Below are 19,151 nucleotides of genomic sequence, written 5' to 3' on the forward strand. Positions count from 1 at the left end.
CAAATATCAATAGAATGCAAGGAAAAAGTCTTATCCTTGAGAACTATTGAACATAGTGAGAAGTCTGGAACTTTCATCCCAGACTTTTCCTATTTATTTCTTTTTATTGTTAGCAAGGGCTGCTTTTTGTTGGCGGATGATTTGGTGGTAAACTTGTTGTACCTTGGCTTCGCTTGGTTTTTGACCATTTGCGCTCAAAAGAGCACGAACTGCCTCAGCGTTTAAACGTGGGTTGTCCGCAAATTCTTTTTCGATTTGCTTACGAACCAAATACATACCTCCAAGAGCTCCTCCTAGAAAAGCTAGCACAATCAAGATAATTGCTAAAAGTAAATCCATTCTTTTTCTCCTGTTTCTTTTTGAATCTTCTATATTATACCATAAAGTGACTTTCCTGACTAGTTTGTTTTACGCTTTCAGGGAAGGGGTTAAGCTAATTCTAAGCTAGTCTTACAATCAGAATGAACTATGAAATTACGAATAATTCCACCCTTTCCTCTCTTTCTTCTACTTTTTTAAGAAAAAGCAATATCAAATATGTTTTTCACCAAAAAGCTATTGACAAATGCTAATCGACCATTAGAATGAGAGGTGAGGAGATAAATAGAAACAAAATAAACGAAACTGCTTTATAAAATGTAAGCGGTTTCTAACAAATGAAGGAGGGTTTTATGAAAAAACACTTTTGGGAGAAATCCTGTCGCTATAGCATCCGCAAGCTGACGGTTGGGACTGCTTCTGTTTTACTGGGGGCTGTTTTTCTAGTCAACCACACTGTAGCCGCAGACAGTGTTGAGGTCAAGCAGACTGAACCAACCTCTGTCGAAGCTGTCACTAAGCCTGATAGTGAACCCAAAGCAGCTGAAGCGACTGAAACTACAAAACCGTCTCTAGCCGAGAGTCCAGTAGTTTCCGAAAGCAAGCTAGCTGAGGAGACTCAAAAGACAAATAGTCAAGCTAGTGAAGAAGCCATTGTAGAAGCTAAAGAAAATAAGGAACCTGAAAAAGCAGATCAGCCAGTGACAAAGCAAGAAAACTATCAACTCAACTACGATCAGCCAACAGCTCCCTCCTATGATGGATGGGAAAAACAAGCCCTTCCTGTCGGAAATGGAGAGATGGGAGCCAAGGTTTTCGGTCTCATTGGGGAAGAGAGAATCCAGTACAACGAAAAGACCCTCTGGTCAGGAGGACCACAACCCGATAGCACCGACTATAATGGAGGAAACTACAAGGATCGCTACAAGGTCTTAGCAGAGATACGTAAAGCCCTTGAAGCTGGTGACCGCCAAAAAGCTAAACAGCTAGCTGAACAAAATCTAGTCGGACCAAACAACGCCCAGTATGGACGTTACCTAGCCTTTGGAGATATCTTCATGGTCTTTAATAACCAGAAGAAAGGACTAGATACTGTAACTGATTATCACCGTAATCTAGACATCACTGAAGCCACTACGACCACTTCTTACACCCAAGATGGGACGACTTTCAAACGCGAAACCTTCTCCAGCTATCCTGATGATGTCACTGTAACCCACTTGACCAAAAAAGGAAACAAGACACTTGACTTTACCCTTTGGAACAGTTTGACAGAAGACTTGCTTGCTAATGGCAACTACTCTTGGGAATATTCCAACTATAAGAATGGTCATGTCACTACAGATGCAAACGGAATCCTTCTAAAGGGAACTGTCAAAGATAACGGCCTCAAGTTTGCATCCTATCTAGGAATTAAAACAGATGGAAAGGTGACTGTTCAGGACGAGACACTAACCGTTACAGGCGCAAGTTATGCGACCCTCTATCTCAGTGCCAAGACTAACTTTGCTCAGAATCCAAAAACCAACTATCGAAAAGACATTGACCTCGAAAAAACAGTTAAAGGGATTGTCGAAGCAGCTAAGGCCAAAGACTACGAAACACTTAAAAAGGCCCATATCAAGGACTATCAAAGACTCTTTAACCGCGTTAAACTAAATCTAGGCGGAAACAAGACTGCTCAAACGACAAAAGAGGCTCTTCAAGGCTATAAACCAGAAAAAGGGCAAAAATTGGAAGAACTCTTCTTCCAATACGGCCGATATCTACTCATCAGTTCGTCTCGTGATCGGACAGATGCCCTTCCTGCCAACCTACAAGGAGTCTGGAATGCTGTAGATAATCCACCTTGGAACGCTGACTACCACCTCAATGTCAATTTGCAAATGAACTATTGGCCAGCCTACATGAGCAACCTTGCTGAAACTGCCAAGCCCATGATCAATTACATTGACGACATGCGCTATTATGGCCGTATCGCCGCTAAGGAATACGCCGGTATCGAATCCAAAGACGGACAAGAAAATGGTTGGCTGGTCCACACCCAGGCGACACCATTTGGCTGGACTACGCCTGGTTGGAATTACTATTGGGGGTGGTCTCCAGCTGCTAATGCCTGGATGATGCAGAACGTCTATGACTATTATAAGTTCACCAAGGATGAGATCTATCTCAAAGAAAAGATTTACCCAATGCTCAAGGAGACTGCCAAGTTCTGGAACTCCTTCTTGCACTATGACCAGGCCAGTGACCGTTGGGTGTCTTCTCCATCCTACTCACCTGAACACGGGACCATTACCATCGGAAATACCTTTGACCAATCGCTAGTCTGGCAGCTATTCCACGACTACATGGAAGTCGCCAACCATCTGAATGTCGACCAAGATTTAGTCACAGAGGTCAAGGCTAAATTTGACAAACTCAAACCACTTCATATCAATAAAGAAGGACGTATCAAGGAATGGTACGAGGAGGACAGTCCACAATTCACCAATGAAGGGATTGAAAACAACCACCGTCACGTTTCCCATCTAGTTGGTCTCTTCCCAGGTACGCTCTTTAGCAAGGACCAGGCTGAATACCTAGAGGCTGCGCGTGCTACCCTCAACCACCGTGGAGATGGTGGTACTGGTTGGTCTAAGGCCAATAAAATCAACCTCTGGGCTCGTCTGCTGGACGGTAACCGTGCCCATCGCTTGCTCGCCGAACAGCTCAAGTATTCAACCCTAGAAAACCTTTGGGATACCCACGCGCCTTTCCAAATCGATGGCAACTTCGGAGCAACCAGTGGGATGGCAGAAATGCTCCTTCAATCACACACTGGCTATATTGCACCATTGCCAGCCCTTCCAGATGCCTGGAAGGACGGTCAGGTTTCTGGCTTGGTTGCCCGTGGAAACTTTGAAGTCAGCATGAAGTGGAAAGATAAGAACTTGCAAAGCTTGTCCTTCCTTTCAAATGTCGGTGGAGACCTAATTGTAGACTATCCAAATATCGAAGCCAGCCAAATCAAGGTCAATGGCAAAGCAGTCAAGGCAACGATCCTTAAAGATAATCGCATCCAACTAGCAACTCAAAAAGGGGACGTCATTACCTTTGAACATTTCCCTGGTCGTGTAACCAGTCTGACAGCAGTTCGACAAAATGGTGTCTCTGCCGAACTTACCTTCAACCAAGTAGAAGGCGCTACCCACTATGTCATCCAAAGACAAGTGAAAGACGCGTCTGGCCAAGCCTCTGCAAGCAGAGAATTTGTAACCAATCAAACCCACTTTATCGACCGATCACTCAATCCTCAACATGCCTATACCTATACGGTCAAAGCCATGCTGGACGAAGTTTCTACACAAGTCTCTGAACAAGCAACTGTAGAAACCTATAGCGAGTTGATGGACGACCGAGATAACCGTATCCAGTACGGAGCTGCCTTCGGAAACTGGGCAGACTCAGAATTATTTGGAGGAACAGAGAAATTTGCTGACCTTTCAAAAGGAGACTACACAGACGAAGACCTCACTGCCACCATTCCTTTCACTGGCGTTGGTATCGAAATCTATGGACTGAAATCGTCTGAATTAGGTCTTGCCACTGCTAAAATTGATGGCAAAGAAGTCGGCGAACTTGACTTCCATACTGCTGGGGCAACTGAAAAAGGTAGTCTCATTGGTCGCTTCGCAGGATTGTCTGACGGACCTCACATATTGACTCTTAGCGTTAAACGTGAGCACAAAGGACGTGGTAGTGAGCGCTCAAAAATTTCCTTAGACTACTTCAAGGTCCTATCTGGAAAAGGAAGCACGATTGAAAAAATGGATGATCGTGATTCGCGCATCCAGTATGGTGCCCAGTTTAAGGACTGGTCTGACCCGGAACTCTACGGAGGCACGGAAAAGTACGCTGATATCAACAATAGCGACTCTAGTGCAGCTTCAGAAGCTCAGGCAACTATTTCCTTTACAGGGACAGGTATTCGTATCTATGGTTTGAAGAGCCTTGCCCTTGGACGAGCACGTGTTACACTAGATGGCAAAGAAATGCCAAGTCTAGACTTCTACACTTCAGGCGCAACTGAAAAGAGAGCCTTTATTGGCGAATTTACAAATCTCACTGACGGTCCGCACACCCTGACATTACGTGTTGACCCAGATTCACCAGAAGGTCGCAAGAAAATTTCTCTGGACTCTTTTGACATCATCAAAGCCCCAGCTGTTGGTATAGATAGTCCAAGTATCGCTCCTCTCAAGGAAAACGACAAAGAAATTTCCTTAACCCTACCGTCTGGAGACTGGGAAGCCATCGCTGTGACCTTCCCAGGTGTCAAAGATCCTCTAGTTTTGCGTAAGGTGGATGAAACACATCTAGTTACAAGTGGAGATCAGACTATCCTATCAATCCAAGACAATCAAGTTCAAATCCCAATTCCTGACGAAACCAATCGCAAAGCTGGAAATGCCATTGAAGCTTATACCATTCAAGGAAATACCACAAGCAGCCCTATCGTAGCCGTCTTTACTAAAAAAGATGAGAAAAAGGTTGACGAGAAGCAACCAACTACAAGCAAGGGAGAGGAACCAGCTCCTACTGTTGAAATTCCTGAATACACTAAACCTATCGGAACTGCAGGACAAGAAGAGCCACCTACAGTTGAAAAGCCTGAATACACTGAGCCTATCGGAACGGTAGGACAAGAGGAACCGCCTACTGTTGAAATTCCGGAATACACCAACCCTATCGGGACTGCAGCTCAAGAGGAACCGCCTACAGTGACAATTCCTGAATACACCGAGCCTATCGGAACTGCAGGTCAAGAGGAAGCTCCTACTGTTGAAAAACCTGAGTACACCGAGCCTATCGGAACGGCAGGGCAAGAGGAAGCTCCTACTGTTGAAAAAAATGAGTACACTGACCCTATCGGAACTAGTGGGGAACAGGCTGCTCCAACCCTTACCCTTCCTGATTATCCAGTTCGAGTCTTAAAAGATAAAGAAACTGGAGTGGAAATTATTGGTGGAGTCAGTGACCTAGAAGGAATTTCTCACATCTCTAGCCGACGTGTCCTAGCTCAGGAACTCTTTGGCAAGACCTATGATGCTTACGACCTACAACTTAAAAATCCAACAGATCATAGCTTGCAACCAAAAGGCTCTGTCTTGGTTCGCTTGCCTATTTCAGCTAACGTAAAAAAGGTCTACTATATTACTCCGACCAAGGAGTTGCAAGCCCTTGATTTCGACGTTCGAGAAGGAAAGGCAGAATTCATCACTAGTCATTTCAGTACCTATGCTGTCGTCTATCAAGCTGCTGGAACAACCCCTAGTACAGATGAAAAGCCAAGTGCTTCAGATGCAGAAACCTTGGCACACGAGGCTGAACAACTTTCAGCTAGTCCGAGTCTTGCTAAAGCTGGAAATCATTCTCCTAAAGAACAACTTCCAGCAACAGGGGAAGCATCTAACCCCCTCCTCTTCTTAGCAGGCCTCAGCCTAGCCCTTACAGCCACTTTTATGTTAAAAGGGAGAAAGGATGACTCCAACTAACCTTTAAGCACACAAAAACAGGATGAAGATCACCTTCATCCTGTTTTATTTTATAATCAAAAGTTAGTTTTACAGCAGGTATAAAACGGCTAAGGTCAAGAGACTGGCTAGAAGTCCAACTCCCCAAAAGAAGAAGTCAACCTTCCACTCGCTCCAAGGATTGCCCTTGCCTGAGAATCCTCCAAGTTCAAAATGGTGGTGGACAGGTGTCATACGGAAAATACGCTTCCCACCACTAAGTTTGAAGTAGGTGACCTGCATCATAACAGAGCTTGTCTCAAAGACATAGATAATCCCAATCAGTAAAAGGGTCCATTCTTGGTGGAGGGCCATAGAGATTGCTGCCAGCATCCCACCTAGAGCCAAACTTCCCACATCTCCCATGAAGACCTTGGCAGGCTTGTGGTTAAAGACGAAGAAACCTAACAAACCACCAATCATGGCAAGAATCACAAGAAGAATATCCAGTTGATTTTGCATATAAGCAATCACACCGTAGGCAGACAGGCTAATCACTACGGAAATACTTGCTAAGCCGTCGATCCCGTCAGTCAGATTCACCGCATTTGAAAAGCCAACTAGCCAGAAAAGGGCAAAGAAAATATAGAAAATTCCCAGATGAACTTGGTAGCCAAAAACTGAAAGCATATCGCCACCACGCTCATAAAAGAGGTAGAAGATCACTCCTCCAAGGAGCTGGAGAGCAAGCTTTTGCTTAGGATTTAAGCCTTCGTTAATCTTACGAAAGACCTTGAGAAAATCATCCAAAAAGCCTACCAAACCATACAAAACCAAGATAAACAAAATCATGCCGACATTGTTGGTCATTTGTTGGGTAAAGAGAGCAACCAGAAAACTCACGACTACTGCAACGATAAGGAAGACAAGACCTCCCATGGTTGGAGTCCCAGCTTTAGCTTGGTGTTGCTTGACATCCTCGTGCATCTGCTGACCTGTAATCTGCGCTTTTCGATAAAATCGGATAAAGGCTGGAATGCCAATCAAGGTCAACAGAAAGGCTAGAATTCCAGCACTAATGGAACTAATCATCTTAATCTCCTAATGTTACTTTCATTTTTTTAAGGTCTTTGAGGGCAGTATTGGCTCGGACACTTTGTTTCTTGACCGTCTTACCGCTACCTTCCCACTCGACTTCTATATTGAGCCATTTGGCCAATGTTTGCACATTTTCATCTGTCCAGCCATACATATCAGGCATTTCTTCGACCTTATCAGACAAAATCAAGATCTGCTGATTGGCTTCCAAATTATCTCCTTCAGAAACCGAGAGATCCTTAATCTTGGTTCCTGTTCCGATAACAATTGGTTGGACCAGGTTACGACGCAATTCCTCTGCTAGGTCACCCGGAGTAAAGTCCTTGGTAGCTGGCATAGCATAGCTTGTCGTCTTGCTGACCTGATCCAAGCTTTTGGCAGTTGACTGAAGATTGAGGGATTCTTTCATGGCAGAAGCTCGCTCAAGGATTGGGTTGGCGAACTCTCCCAGCTGAACACCTGAATAATGTTCTGGCTGTTGCACCGTTACATAGAGGATAAAGTCAGGATTTTCTGCAGGATGCATCGACACAACAGAGAAGATATAGTTGGTTTCACCTGTCAGGTAACCCCCATTCTTCTCATCGGCAATCTGAGCAGTCCCTGATTTGAGGGCGACATTCTGACCTGGAACATTGACAGTTGCTTTTCCTGTGCTATGGTTGTACATGATACCGTAGACAGGATCTGTTCCAACCATGACCATGTGGTCTCGAGTAGAGGATGCTGCCTCTTTTGACACAGGATTTCCGACGATTTCCTTTTGAGACTTACGGACAGACTGGTCATTTGAATCATAGAGGGCACTGATAAATTTCGGCTCCAACATAACCCCATCATTGGCAATGGCTGTAAAGGCACGAAGCATCTGGGTCTGGGTAACAGAGATCCCTTGTCCAAATGAGCTCATGGCAATATTGACAATGTTATCAGCAGGCAATTGACCTGTGTACTCATCTGTCAAACCAAAACGGGTCGGTACCCCAAACTTAAAACGGTTGAGGTAGTCCAGCCAGGTTGCATCTCCCATCTTTTGCTCAAGCAAGGTCATTCCGATATTACTTGAGTGGGCAAAACCTTGGGAGAAGGTCATGGTGCCACCACTAGTCAACCCTGCATTGACGTCCCAGTCTCGAATGGTCGCATCAGCTATTTTCAATTCACTACTGTTAAAGTATTCGCCACCAGAGAAGGTATTGTTATCAATAGCTGAAGCCAACATCATCACTTTCATGGTGGATCCTGGCTCGTAGTTACTTTGATAAAGAATATCTCGCCAGACAAAGTCTTTTGTGATGCCATCCTTGGTATCAGCATTGAAGGTCGGACGTTGGGTTGTAGCGAGGATTTCCCCTGTCTTAGCGCTGACCAAGGTAGCCGTCATATACTTGCCTTTTACCTTTTCCTGGAAGGCATCCATCTGAGTTTCCATAAAGGATTGCAAAGGACTAGAAAGGGTCGTGTACACGTCCTTTCCGTCTACCGTTTGTTGGGAAGCCTGCTCCGTACCCGGAACAATATTTCCCAGACGATCCTTCTCATAGGTGATAATTCCATCTGTACCTGCAAGAATGCTATTTAAAGAACTCTCCAAACCAGATGACCCAATCAAACGCTTGGTTCCATCCTCATTTTCATGGAGTTGCGCTAAACCGATAAAGGAAGAAGCAAACTGTCCATTGGGATAACTACGGTTAGGGCTAGTTGTAAAGTCCACTCCCTCAACGCCAGCTGTTTTGAGGTCATTTTTAATGGCCATCATATTGGCATAGGTGATCCCATTTCCCTTGGCTCCAAAAGATACCTGTTTCAGATCTGGTTGAGAAAGTTGTTCTTTGACATAAGACTCCTCCATATCTAGGTATTTATGGAAGATTTCAGCTACCTTATTAAATTGAGAATCCTCTACATAGAGTATTTTACCAGTTGCTGACTTGTAGTTCTTGTCAATAACGGCATATATATTATAAGAAGTCGCATCCTCTGCAATAGGTGTCCCATTTCGATCATAAATGGTTCCCCGTTTGGCTGGGATGGTCTTAGTTGTTTGGTGAACCTTTTTGGCCTCTTGTACCAAATCCTTACCAAATTTACTACCCGTTCCGATAATAACCGCAAAGTTCACCAAAAAGACAGCGAAGAGTATGACTGCCAATAAACTCAGGCTTTTTCCTACTCTTCGGCGGTTTTCTTCTGGAGATTTGCGATTACGAACGGCATAACGGATGATTTTTTCTTTCCACTGTTTCATATCTTACTCCGCCGCTCGGATATTTTCATTATTCAGCTGCAAATCCTTGGAGTTTGCAATTTCTTTCAAACGCTCTGAACGAATCAATTCATTGACCTCTTGCTTGGCATCGTCGAGCTCGGTTTTCTTTTCCTCGATTTGAGCATTGACCTTGGTTAATTCATTCTGAACTTGTAATAGCTTGGTTTGCATAAACACAACGCTAATTGCCAGGATAATCATTGTTGCAGCAATCGAAACATAGAAGGCCTTTTCCACACGTGAAAAACCCTTAAACTTCGATTGCAATAACTGGCTTGTTTTTTCGATTCTTTCTGCCATGTTTTTCCTCTTACTTGTGAATTTTTCTAGCCACGCGCAACTTGGCTGAATGCGAACGATTGTTGGCTTCTATCTCTTCAGCACTTGGCAAGATTGGCTTGCGGGATACCAATTCCATCTTGGGCTTAAGGTCATCTGGAATGAAGGGCAAGCCTTTGGGAACTTCCACTGTTGAAGCTTCCTTGAATAATTGCTTGGTCAAGCGGTCTTCCAGCGAATGGAAGGTAATGACCGAGATTCTCCCATCCAGAGCCAGCATGTCCATAGCCTGCTGGATGGATTCATCTGCAGCGCCCAGCTCATCATTGACTTCGATTCGGATAGCCTGAAAAATCTGCTTGGCAGGGTGTCCCTTTTTCTTGAGTTCCTTGGCAGGTTTGGCAGACTTGATAATCTCTGCCAACTCAGTCGTCGTCTCGATTGGTTTCACCTCACGCGCCTGCTCAATCTTGCGGGCAATCTGTTTAGAAAACTTATCCTCGCCATATTTGAAAAAGATCCGAACCAAGTCATGATAGTCATAATGATTGACAACTTCATAGGCCGTCAGACTAGCTTCCTGATTCATCCGCATATCCAGTGGCGCATCCTTTTTATAAGAAAAGCCACGCTCACGCTGATCCAGCTGAGGACTGGACACTCCCAAGTCATAACAAATTCCATCAATTTCCTGGACACCAGCCTCCTGCAAACGTGCCTGCAAATGACGGAAGTTATCCTTGATAAAGGTTACCATCCCCTTTTCGATATAGGGTGCCAACCTTTTTTGCGCATTGTCAATGGCATTCTGGTCCTGGTCAAAGGCATAGAGATGCCCTTTTTCGCTCAATTTACTTAATAAATATTCGCTATGGCCTGCTCCACCCAAGGTCGCATCAACGTAGATACCGTCAGGTTTCACGTCAAGCATATCAATCGTTTCATGAAGCAAGACCGTTACATGATGAAATTCTTTTGTCATATCCTATCTATTTTACCACAAATCTGACCAGCTTGCACTTGTCAGACAAGGCTAAGTTTCTTCGAAAAAATTTTTCAAAAAAATGTCACATATACTTGACACCCCGACCTCAAAAGAATATAATATAGTCAAATATATACGACACATCAGAAAGGAGACCCTATGAATCGTGTGAAAGAATTCCGCAAGGAACTGGGCATTTCTCAGCTCGAGCTCGCCAAAGATATCGGTGTCTCGAGGCAGACCATCAACATGATTGAAAACGACAAGTACAATCCAACCCTGGAACTCTGTCTCAACCTCGCCCGCAGCCTCCAAACTGACCTCAACAGTCTCTTTTGGGAAGACGATTTTTAAAAAAGGAGCAAACAAATGAAAAAAGAAACTCTCACTGACAAACTTATCAAACGCATATACGGTATTTCTGGTCCCCTTGACGAACACAAACGGCGCGAAGCCGATCGTATCGGGAATCAGGTCTTTATCGTTCTCTTTTATCTGATGACATTTGGCAATCTCATTCCCTTTGTCCTTGCTTATAAATATCCACAAATTGTCGCTATCGGCTATCCTCTCGTGGTGTTTGGCATTTCGATGATGGCTGCCCTCTATGTGGTCTCCCAAACCAAGAAAACGGGCATCACAGCTATTGATCCCGAGATGCTGAGTCAGAAAGAAAGTAAACAGCTACGTTTTCCTGGTCTAAAAGCCGGTCTGATCTATGGCATGGGCATGTTCTTTGGAATACCACTTCTGAATGTCCTAACCGATGATAGCAAGGATTATCTTGGTTCTCTTTTAAATGTAGGACATTTTGTATCAACTATCCTAGCTACCTTCTTCTTCGGATTGACCATACAAATTATCGTCTCTCTTCGCATTCAAAAAGCCAAGAAAGACCAAGAAGACGACTAGGGGGTGCCTTATGAAATCACTAGCTAGACTACTGATCAGTCATGTTTTTATCAGTATCTTTGTTACCTTTTTCCTACTTTCTGGACATATTGAGCATCCTTTCTTGATTATCTTTCTTTTATTTCTTCCTGTATTGAACAAGGGACAGAGATTCCAGAAAATCCAATCAAAAAAAATACGTCTTCTAAACGCATCTCTCTGTTTTATCCTCGTATCCTTTCCACAACTTTTAACAAATCCTATGGATTGGAGATACCTGGTATTTCTAATAATCTGTATCATTTTTAGTTTGGTTTACTTCTATACTCTCTATCAACTCTTTAAAGAAGTCAATCAAAAATCGCTCATTTAGGAGGTTACTCCCATGAAAAAAGAAGATTTCACCACTCGCTTACTCAAATTATTCTTTCACATACAAGGCCCCTTTGATGAATGCCGCCAAGAGATAATCTACAAGGCAGGTGCCCGTGCCTTGATCCAAATCGTTTACTCCTCTCTCCTACTCTTCCTGTTCTATCTCCTATTTGGACGCTTCATAGAGTTGGTTCGAGATGCCATGCCCTACCTCTATTTTGGACTTATCTTCGTCCTCGCATCTAGGGCGAGACTAGCAGTTCGCAACTTACATTTAGACAAGGATGACCCGTCCGAAATCCATCACAAAAGCTATAGCAAAAGCCAGATCAACCTTCGTAGTTGGGGTGTATTCATCAGTATTCCAATTGGCTTGTTTGTCTTATCAGCCTTTCACAAACTCTTTGTTCAGCATCTTCCTCTCGACACATTTTGGGACAATCTCTCCCAGTTCGATAAAACGCTCCCTTTACTAGTCTTAGGTTTGGGAATTGGTGCCATCTTTGGAACCATGACCTATGCCTTTTTATCGGAACACGAGATGAAACACTCTGAATCAGGAATGCATAAGGAGAATATAGAAAAATGACCAGTATATATGATTTTTCTGTTTTGAACCAAAATAATCAAGCAACTCCCCTGGATAGCTATCGTGGCAAAGTTCTCTTGATTGTCAACACTGCTACTGGATGTGGTTTAACGCCCCAGTACCAAGGGCTCCAAGACCTCTATGAACGCTATCAAGATCAGGGCTTTGAAATCTTAGATTTCCCTTGCAATCAGTTCATGGGACAAGCACCTGGCAGCGCAGAAGAAATCAATAGCTTCTGCAACCTACACTATCAGACAACTTTCCCTCGTTTTGCCAAGGTCAAGGTCAACGGCAAGGAGGCAGATCCTCTTTATGTTTGGCTAAAAGACCAGAAAGTTGGCCCGCTAGGAAAACGAATCGAATGGAATTTTGCTAAGTTTCTCATTGGTCGAGATGGGCAAGTCCTTGAGCGCTTCTCTTCCAAAACAGACCCCCAAACCATCCAAGATTCTCTCCAAAAAATATTCTAATTTCTTTTTAAAACGTATCCTTTCATTTAGTTTGAGCCATGAAAGGATGCATTTTTTCTTTAAAAAGTAACTGATTTTCTTTAATTTATATTTATTTTTTTGCTTTTTGCTATTGCAATTCTTTCATTAATTTAGTATATTTGTTATATTAAAAGTTTTCAGTCATTTTAAGGGAGAAATGACCTTTTAAATTTTTTTATCTTAAAATGAAAGCGCTTTATAAACAGGAGGTAAGGTGGCTTACAAATTATCAGAGAGTTTTTCATTAAATCAAGTTGTAACCAAGTCAGACTTGGGCTTGGGCAGTAGCTGACTGCCTTTCTAAAAACTAGGAGTATATTATGAATCGATACCTTTTTGAAAAAGGGCAAACATTTAGCATTCGGAAGTTGACTGTAGGTGTGGCATCTGTTATCGTGGGACTGGCATTTTTTGCTTCTGGGACCGTACGTGCAGACGAAACGTCTCCTGCCACGACATCCAATTTAGATCAGCAAATGAAACAAGTAGCAGATATAGAAGAGACCAAGGCTGAACCAGTCAAAGAAGAAGGCCGTGTAGAAGCTGAAAAACAAGAAACACCTGCTGCCGATACCAGCAGTGCTGATTTGCTCCCTGAAGAAATTCAAGACCGTGCCTATCCAGATACACCTGTCAAAGAACTCGACACGACAACTATCGTTGACAAGAAAGCTAGTCCAAAAGTAGAAACTAAGAGCATTCTAAAGGATAAGGAAGAAACTCCAAAAGAAGCTGAAAACGGAAACCGTGCTATTATAAAAGGTGGAGAAGACCTCAAACACATCAACTACGAGGGACAACCTGCAACTGCTGCCACTATGGTTTACAGCACTTACAATGCAGGAGAGCAACGCTACCTCGTTTCAGGATCTGGTATCTTTGTTGCACCTAATTTGATTCTTACCGTTGCACATAACTTCCTAGAAGCCAATAAAGAAAACGGCGAAGGTCACATCCGTGGTGGAAAATCTGCCCAGTTCTACTATAACGTTGGTTCAAATAGCGAAAAGAAAAACTCACTTCCATCTTCTGGAACTACGGTTCTATTTAGAGAAAAGGACATCCATTTCTGGAACAAGAAGGAGTTTGGAAAAGGCTATAAGAACGACCTTGCTCTTGTAGAAGCTCCTATTCCTCTTCCAATTGCTAGTCCAAACAAAGCAGCAACCTTTGCACCTTTAGCGGATCACAAGACGCATCAGCCAGGAGAAGCCATTAGTACGATTGGCTACCCAACAGACTCGAGCTCAAAAGAGTTAAAACAGCCTATCCTAGCTGGCCAACTTTACAAGGCAGATGGGACTATCCGATCTGTTGAGTCCTACGATGATAAGGGAACGACCGGTATCACCTACCAAACCACTTCTGTATCTGGTTTGTCTGGTGGTGGGATTGTAGATAGCCAAGGAAAAGTTCTCGGTGTTCACCAACACGGAACCGTTGACAATGGTGTTCCTGAAAAGGATCGCTTTGGTGGCGGACTCGTCCTTTCACCTGAACAACTGAAATGGGTTAAGGACATGATTGCCAAATATGGTGTGAAAGGCTGGTACCAAGGAGATAACGGAAATCGTTACTATTTTACTGATGAGGGGCGTATGCTTCGGAACGAAACAGCTGTTATCGGAAGTAACGAATATTCCTTCAACCAAGATGGGATTGCTACCTTGACCAAGGGAGTTGAATACGGTCGCGTTGTTATCCAACACGAAGATGAAGAAGGAAATCCTGTCAAAGATAATGATACCTTCATCGAACAGACAGCTGTTGATTCTCCATTTGACTACAATTTCAAAAAAGAAATCGAGAAAACGGACTTCTATCAGAAGAATAAAGACAAATACGAAATTGTATCCATTGATGGTGTAGCGGTCAATAAACAACTAAAAGATACTTGGGCTGAAGATCACAATGTTGTCAGCAAAGCGCCTGCTGGTACACGTGTCATCAAGGTGGTCTATAAAGTCAACAAAGGCTCCTTCAAAGTTTACTACCGTCAAAAAGGAACCACTACTGAACTAGCGGAAGCGACAGTTGATAACAATGACGGTCAAGAGTATGATGTTTCCTTTGTCAACACCTTCCATGCCAAAGACATTGCTGGCTACCGTCCAGTTAAGGCTAGCTTGGAAGCAAGAATCCAGCAAAAAGGTGTTAATGAGGTCGTCTTTGAATACGAGCCAATCGCTGATACAGCCAATCCAACAACTCCAGCTCCTCCAGTTGCTCATCCAGAAGATAAAGAAACTGAGATTGGCAACCATGGACCTCTTCCAAGCAAGGCCCAACTTGATTACCACAAGGAAGAATTGGCGGCCTTCATCCACTACGGAATGAACACTTATACCAATTCTGAATGGGGAAACGGGAAAGAAGACCCTCGATACTTCAATCCAACCAACTTGGATACTGACCAGTGGATTCGCACCCTGAAGGAAACTGGCTTCAAACGAACCATTATGGTTGTTAAACACCACGACGGATTCGTTGCTTACCCATCTAAGTACACCAACCATACCGTAGCTGCTAGCCCATGGAAAGATGGAAAGGGTGACCTTCTCGAAGAAGTTTCCAAGTCTGCTAGCAAGTATGACATGAATATGGGTGTTTACTTGTCACCATGGGATGCCAATCATCCAAAATACCATGTTGCAACCGAAAAAGAATACAACCAATACTATCTCAACCAACTGAAAGAAATCCTTGGAAACCCAAAATACGGAAATAAAGGGAAATTCATCGAAGTTTGGATGGACGGTGCGCGTGGTAGCGGTGCCCAAAAAGTGACCTATACCTTTGATGAATGGTTCAAATACATCAAAGAAGCTGAAGGAGATATCGCCATCTTCTCTGCTCAACCGACAAGCGTTCGCTGGATCGGAAATGAACGTGGTATCGCAGGTGACCCTGTCTGGCATAAAGTCAAGAGAGCCAAGATCACAGATGATGTGAAAAACGAATACCTCAACCATGGTGACCCAGATGGTGATATGTATTCTGTAGGGGAAGCTGACGTTTCGATCCGTTCTGGTTGGTTCTACCATGACAATCAACAGCCGAAATCACTCAAAGAGTTGATGGATATCTACTTCAAGTCTGTTGGTCGTGGAACCCCTCTCCTTCTCAACATTCCACCAAACAAAGAAGGAAAATTCGCAGATGCGGATGTGGCTCGCTTGAAGGAGTTCAAGGCAACTCTAGACCAGATGTATGCGACTGACTTTGCCAAAGGGGCCACTGTAACAGCAAGTTCTACTCGTCAGAACCACCTCTACAAGGAAAGTCACCTGACTGACGGTAAAGATGATACTAGCTGGGCGCTCTCAAATGATGCCACAACTGGTAGTTTCACAGTCGATTTAGGACAAAAGAGACGCTTTGACGTTGTCGAACTCAAAGAAGATATCGCCAAAGGTCAACGTATCTCTGGTTTCAAGATTGAAGTTGAAATCAACGGACGCTGGGTGACTTACGGTGAAGGTTCAACTGTTGGTTACCGTCGCTTGATTCAAGGTAAGCCTGTAGAGGCACAAAAAATTCGTGTGACCATCACAGGAGCACAAGCTACACCTATCTTGAACAACTTCTCTGTCTACAAGACACCAAGCAGCATTGAAAAGACAGATGGCTACCCTCTTGGACTTGAATACCACTCAAATACAACAGCGGATACAGCCGGAACAACTTGGTACAATGAATCTGAAGGTGTGCGTGGCACTTCTATGTGGACCAATCAAAAAGATGCCAAAGTCAGCTATACCTTCACAGGAACCAAGGCCTATGTCGTCTCTACAGTCGACCCAGGTCATGGAGAAATGTCCGTCTACGTTGATGGCCAAAAAGTTGCGGATGTGCAAACTAAGAACACAAGCCGTAAACGCAGCCAAAAAGTCTTTGAGACAGGTGATTTAGCACCAGGCCAACACACTATTACTCTTGTAAATAAAACAGGCGAACCAATTGCTACAGAAGGGATCTACACCCTAAACAATGATAGCAAGGGAATGTTTGAACTCGAATCTACCAACTACGAAGTCGAAAAAGGAAAACCAGTCACTGTTAAAATTAAACGTGTTGGTGGAAGCAAGGGAACTGCTACTGTTCGCTTCATCACAGAACCTGGAACTGGGGTTCACGGTAAAGTTTACCAAGATACAACTCAAGATGTGACTTTTGAAGATGGAGAAACAGAAAAGACTGTGACCATCCCAACGATTGACTTTACAGAACAAGCCGACTCTATCTTTGACTTCAAAGCCAAGCTCACTTCTGTTTCTGATGGTGCCTTGCTCGGTTTTGCTACCGATGCAACCATCCAAGTGATGAAAGCCGAATTGCTGATCAAGGATCAAACAAGCTATGATGACCAAGCTAGTCAGTTGGATTACAGTCCTGGCTGGAACCATGAAACCAATTCCGCAGATAAATACCAAAAGACGGAGTCTTGGGCTTCCTTTGGCCGCTTAACTGATGAACAAAAGAAAAAGACAACCGTAACAGCTTACTTCTACGGTACTGGACTTGATATCAAGGGCTATGTTGATCCAAATCATGGTATCTACAAGGTATTCCTCGACGGCAAAGAAGTTCCTTACCAAGAGGGCATGGGAAATGCTTCGACTATTGATGGTAAGAAATACTTTAGCGGTCACGCTGCCCAACGCCAAGGCAATCAAACTCTGGTTAGCCTAAAAGGTCTGGACGAAAACTTGCACGCAGTCACCCTTCAACTCGATCCTGATCGAAACGATTTGTCTCGAAATATCGGTATCCAGGTAGACCAATTCATCACTCGTGGCGAAGGCAGTGAACTCTACAGTAAGGCAGATATCATCCAGTCTATCTCTAAATGGAAAGATGATCTGTCAAACTTTGATCCAGCAGGTTTGAAAAATACGGCTACTGCACGTCAAGCTTTCCAAGCAAATCTAGAAAAATTGAGAAACCAACTCAGTGCTGAAGCTGTAGATGTTCAAGAAGTCATGTTGACAGTCAGTGCCTTACAAGATATCCTATCCAAGGACGAAAACTATCAAAGAGGACAAGAGGAACCTAGTCCAGATCAACCTGAACAGCCTGAAGAACCTTCTAAACCTGAACAACCTGAACAACCAGCTGAACCAAAACAACCGGAAATTGAGTATGATAAAGCCATGGCTAGCTTGACTGAAGCTATCGAGAAAAAAGTCGGTGAGCTTGGTTCTAACAACGAAGCTAAGAAGAAATTAGTTGAAATTGCAGATCAAGCCATTGCTGCGATTCAAGAAGCTAAGACTCAGGAAGCAGTCAACAAAGCACTAGAAACTGCTCTCGAACAAATCAGCAAGCTCGAAGCAGCTCAGCCTGAAAAACCTGCTCGTCCGGAAACTCCTGCTCAACCGGAAAAACCAGCTCAACCTGAGAAACCGGCTCAACCGGAAACTCCAGCGCAACCGGAAACTCCAGCTCAGCCTGAACAACCAGCTCAACCGGAAAAACCGGCGCAACCGGAAACTCCAGCTCAGCCTGAACAACCAGCTCAACCGGAAACTCCAGCGCAACCGGAAAAACCTGCTCAGCCTGAGAAACCGGCGCAACCGGAAACTCCGACTCAACCGGAAACTCCAGCGCAACCGGAAAAACCTGCTCAACCTGAGAAACCGACTCAACCGGAAACTCCGACTCAACCGGAAACTCCAGCTCAACCAGAAAAACCAATTACTTCTTCAAGTCCTGAAGAAGGAGTTAAGGATCTTGTCTTTACACTTCCAAGTTTGGAAATTGTCAATAAACCAGTACCGTTCAAGACTACCCGTCGCGAAAATGCCCAATTAGACAAAGGAAAAGAGCAAGTTCTATCAGAAGGTAAGGACGGTATCCTAGTCGAGTATGTTGAAGTAGACGGTGACAATCGCAAGGTTGTTCAAACGGAAACAACTCCGGCTCAGGATCGAGTGATTGAGGTGGGTACTAAACAAAGCTCAGTAGGAACAGAGGCACCACCAGTTGTGACCCTTCCTGAGTATGTTTTCCCAAGAGAGACCGAAAAACCTGCTCCAGTCGTAACAGACAATTCACTAGCAAAAGATGAAAAAGCTCCTGTTGCAACGACAGTCAAACGAGAAAAGGAAAAACAACTCCCAGCAACTGGGGAACAAGAAGCGAATGCCTTCCTCTTCTTGGCAGCTATTACTTCTATCTTGTCTCTCCTTATCTTCCAAAAGAATTTCAAAGACTAAAAAAATCTTTGATTGATTCTTTTCCATTATTTCAGTTCCCCCGTAGAGAAGACCATCTGGTCTTCTCTTTTTCTATCTCTAGAAAATAAAAAACATCCATAAATTTATATGGATGCTTTAGTATAAAATTCTAAAAT

The 19,151-nt window shown here is 43.8% G+C and carries 12 protein-coding genes; 7 read left to right on the forward strand and 5 right to left on the reverse strand.

Annotated elements, in window-relative coordinates:
• Positions 1–93: 93 nt before the first annotated feature.
• Entirely contained in the window at positions 94–339 is a 246-nt protein-coding gene (locus MK409_RS07215; protein ID WP_000364980.1) for a YneF family protein, read from the reverse strand.
• Between the two features lie 332 nt (positions 340–671).
• Between MK409_RS07215 and MK409_RS07220 the strand changes: the two genes are divergently transcribed.
• The gene (locus MK409_RS07220; RefSeq protein WP_268705836.1) at positions 672–5,855 is read left to right on the forward strand and encodes an SIALI-17 repeat-containing surface protein; all 5,184 of its coding nucleotides are present in this window, start codon (positions 672–674) and stop codon (positions 5,853–5,855) included.
• Between the two features lie 69 nt (positions 5,856–5,924).
• Here MK409_RS07220 and mraY read toward each other — a convergent pair whose 3' ends face one another.
• The 4 genes from mraY to rsmH are packed head-to-tail and all read right to left on the reverse strand — an operon-like array spanning position 5,925 to position 10,444.
• Entirely contained in the window at positions 5,925–6,905 is a 981-nt protein-coding gene (gene mraY, locus MK409_RS07225) for a phospho-N-acetylmuramoyl-pentapeptide-transferase (RefSeq protein ID WP_268705837.1), read from the reverse strand.
• 1 nt (position 6,906) lies between these two features.
• The gene (gene pbp2X, locus MK409_RS07230; RefSeq protein ID WP_268705838.1) at positions 6,907–9,162 is read right to left on the reverse strand and encodes a penicillin-binding protein PBP2X; all 2,256 of its coding nucleotides are present in this window, start codon (positions 9,160–9,162) and stop codon (positions 6,907–6,909) included.
• Positions 9,163–9,165: 3 nt separating this feature from the next.
• The gene (ftsL, locus tag MK409_RS07235; RefSeq protein WP_049538152.1) at positions 9,166–9,483 is read right to left on the reverse strand and encodes a cell division protein FtsL; all 318 of its coding nucleotides are present in this window, start codon (positions 9,481–9,483) and stop codon (positions 9,166–9,168) included.
• Positions 9,484–9,493: 10 nt separating this feature from the next.
• Entirely contained in the window at positions 9,494–10,444 is a 951-nt protein-coding gene (gene rsmH, locus MK409_RS07240; RefSeq protein WP_268705839.1) for a 16S rRNA (cytosine(1402)-N(4))-methyltransferase RsmH, read from the reverse strand.
• 162 nt (positions 10,445–10,606) lie between these two features.
• On the opposite strand from rsmH, the gene MK409_RS07245 reads away from it, so the two are divergent.
• The 6 genes from MK409_RS07245 (at position 10,607) to MK409_RS07270 (ending at position 19,014) form a co-directional block, all read left to right on the forward strand.
• The gene (locus MK409_RS07245; RefSeq protein ID WP_001082470.1) at positions 10,607–10,801 is read left to right on the forward strand and encodes a helix-turn-helix transcriptional regulator; all 195 of its coding nucleotides are present in this window, start codon (positions 10,607–10,609) and stop codon (positions 10,799–10,801) included.
• 15 nt (positions 10,802–10,816) lie between these two features.
• Positions 10,817–11,359 (forward strand): DUF3278 domain-containing protein, encoded by a 543-nt coding sequence (locus MK409_RS07250; protein WP_268705840.1) that lies wholly within the window; start codon positions 10,817–10,819, stop codon positions 11,357–11,359.
• A gap of 10 nt (positions 11,360–11,369) precedes the next feature.
• Positions 11,370–11,711, forward strand: a complete 342-nt coding sequence (locus tag MK409_RS07255) for a hypothetical protein (protein ID WP_000838131.1) — start codon at positions 11,370–11,372, stop codon at positions 11,709–11,711.
• Positions 11,712–11,723: 12 nt separating this feature from the next.
• On the forward strand, positions 11,724–12,302 hold the full coding sequence (locus MK409_RS07260) for a DUF3278 domain-containing protein (RefSeq protein ID WP_096406050.1): 579 nt from the start codon (positions 11,724–11,726) through the stop codon (positions 12,300–12,302).
• Positions 12,299–12,775, forward strand: a complete 477-nt coding sequence (locus MK409_RS07265) for a glutathione peroxidase (protein WP_268705841.1) — start codon at positions 12,299–12,301, stop codon at positions 12,773–12,775. Before MK409_RS07260 ends, MK409_RS07265 begins: the two co-directional genes overlap by 4 nt.
• A gap of 341 nt (positions 12,776–13,116) precedes the next feature.
• On the forward strand, positions 13,117–19,014 hold the full coding sequence (locus MK409_RS07270) for an alpha-L-fucosidase (protein WP_268705842.1): 5,898 nt from the start codon (positions 13,117–13,119) through the stop codon (positions 19,012–19,014).
• The last annotated feature ends 137 nt before the right edge of the window (positions 19,015–19,151 follow it).

Source organism: Streptococcus oralis (genome assembly GCF_026782375.1).
Lineage (GTDB): Bacteria > Bacillota > Bacilli > Lactobacillales > Streptococcaceae > Streptococcus > Streptococcus oralis_CL.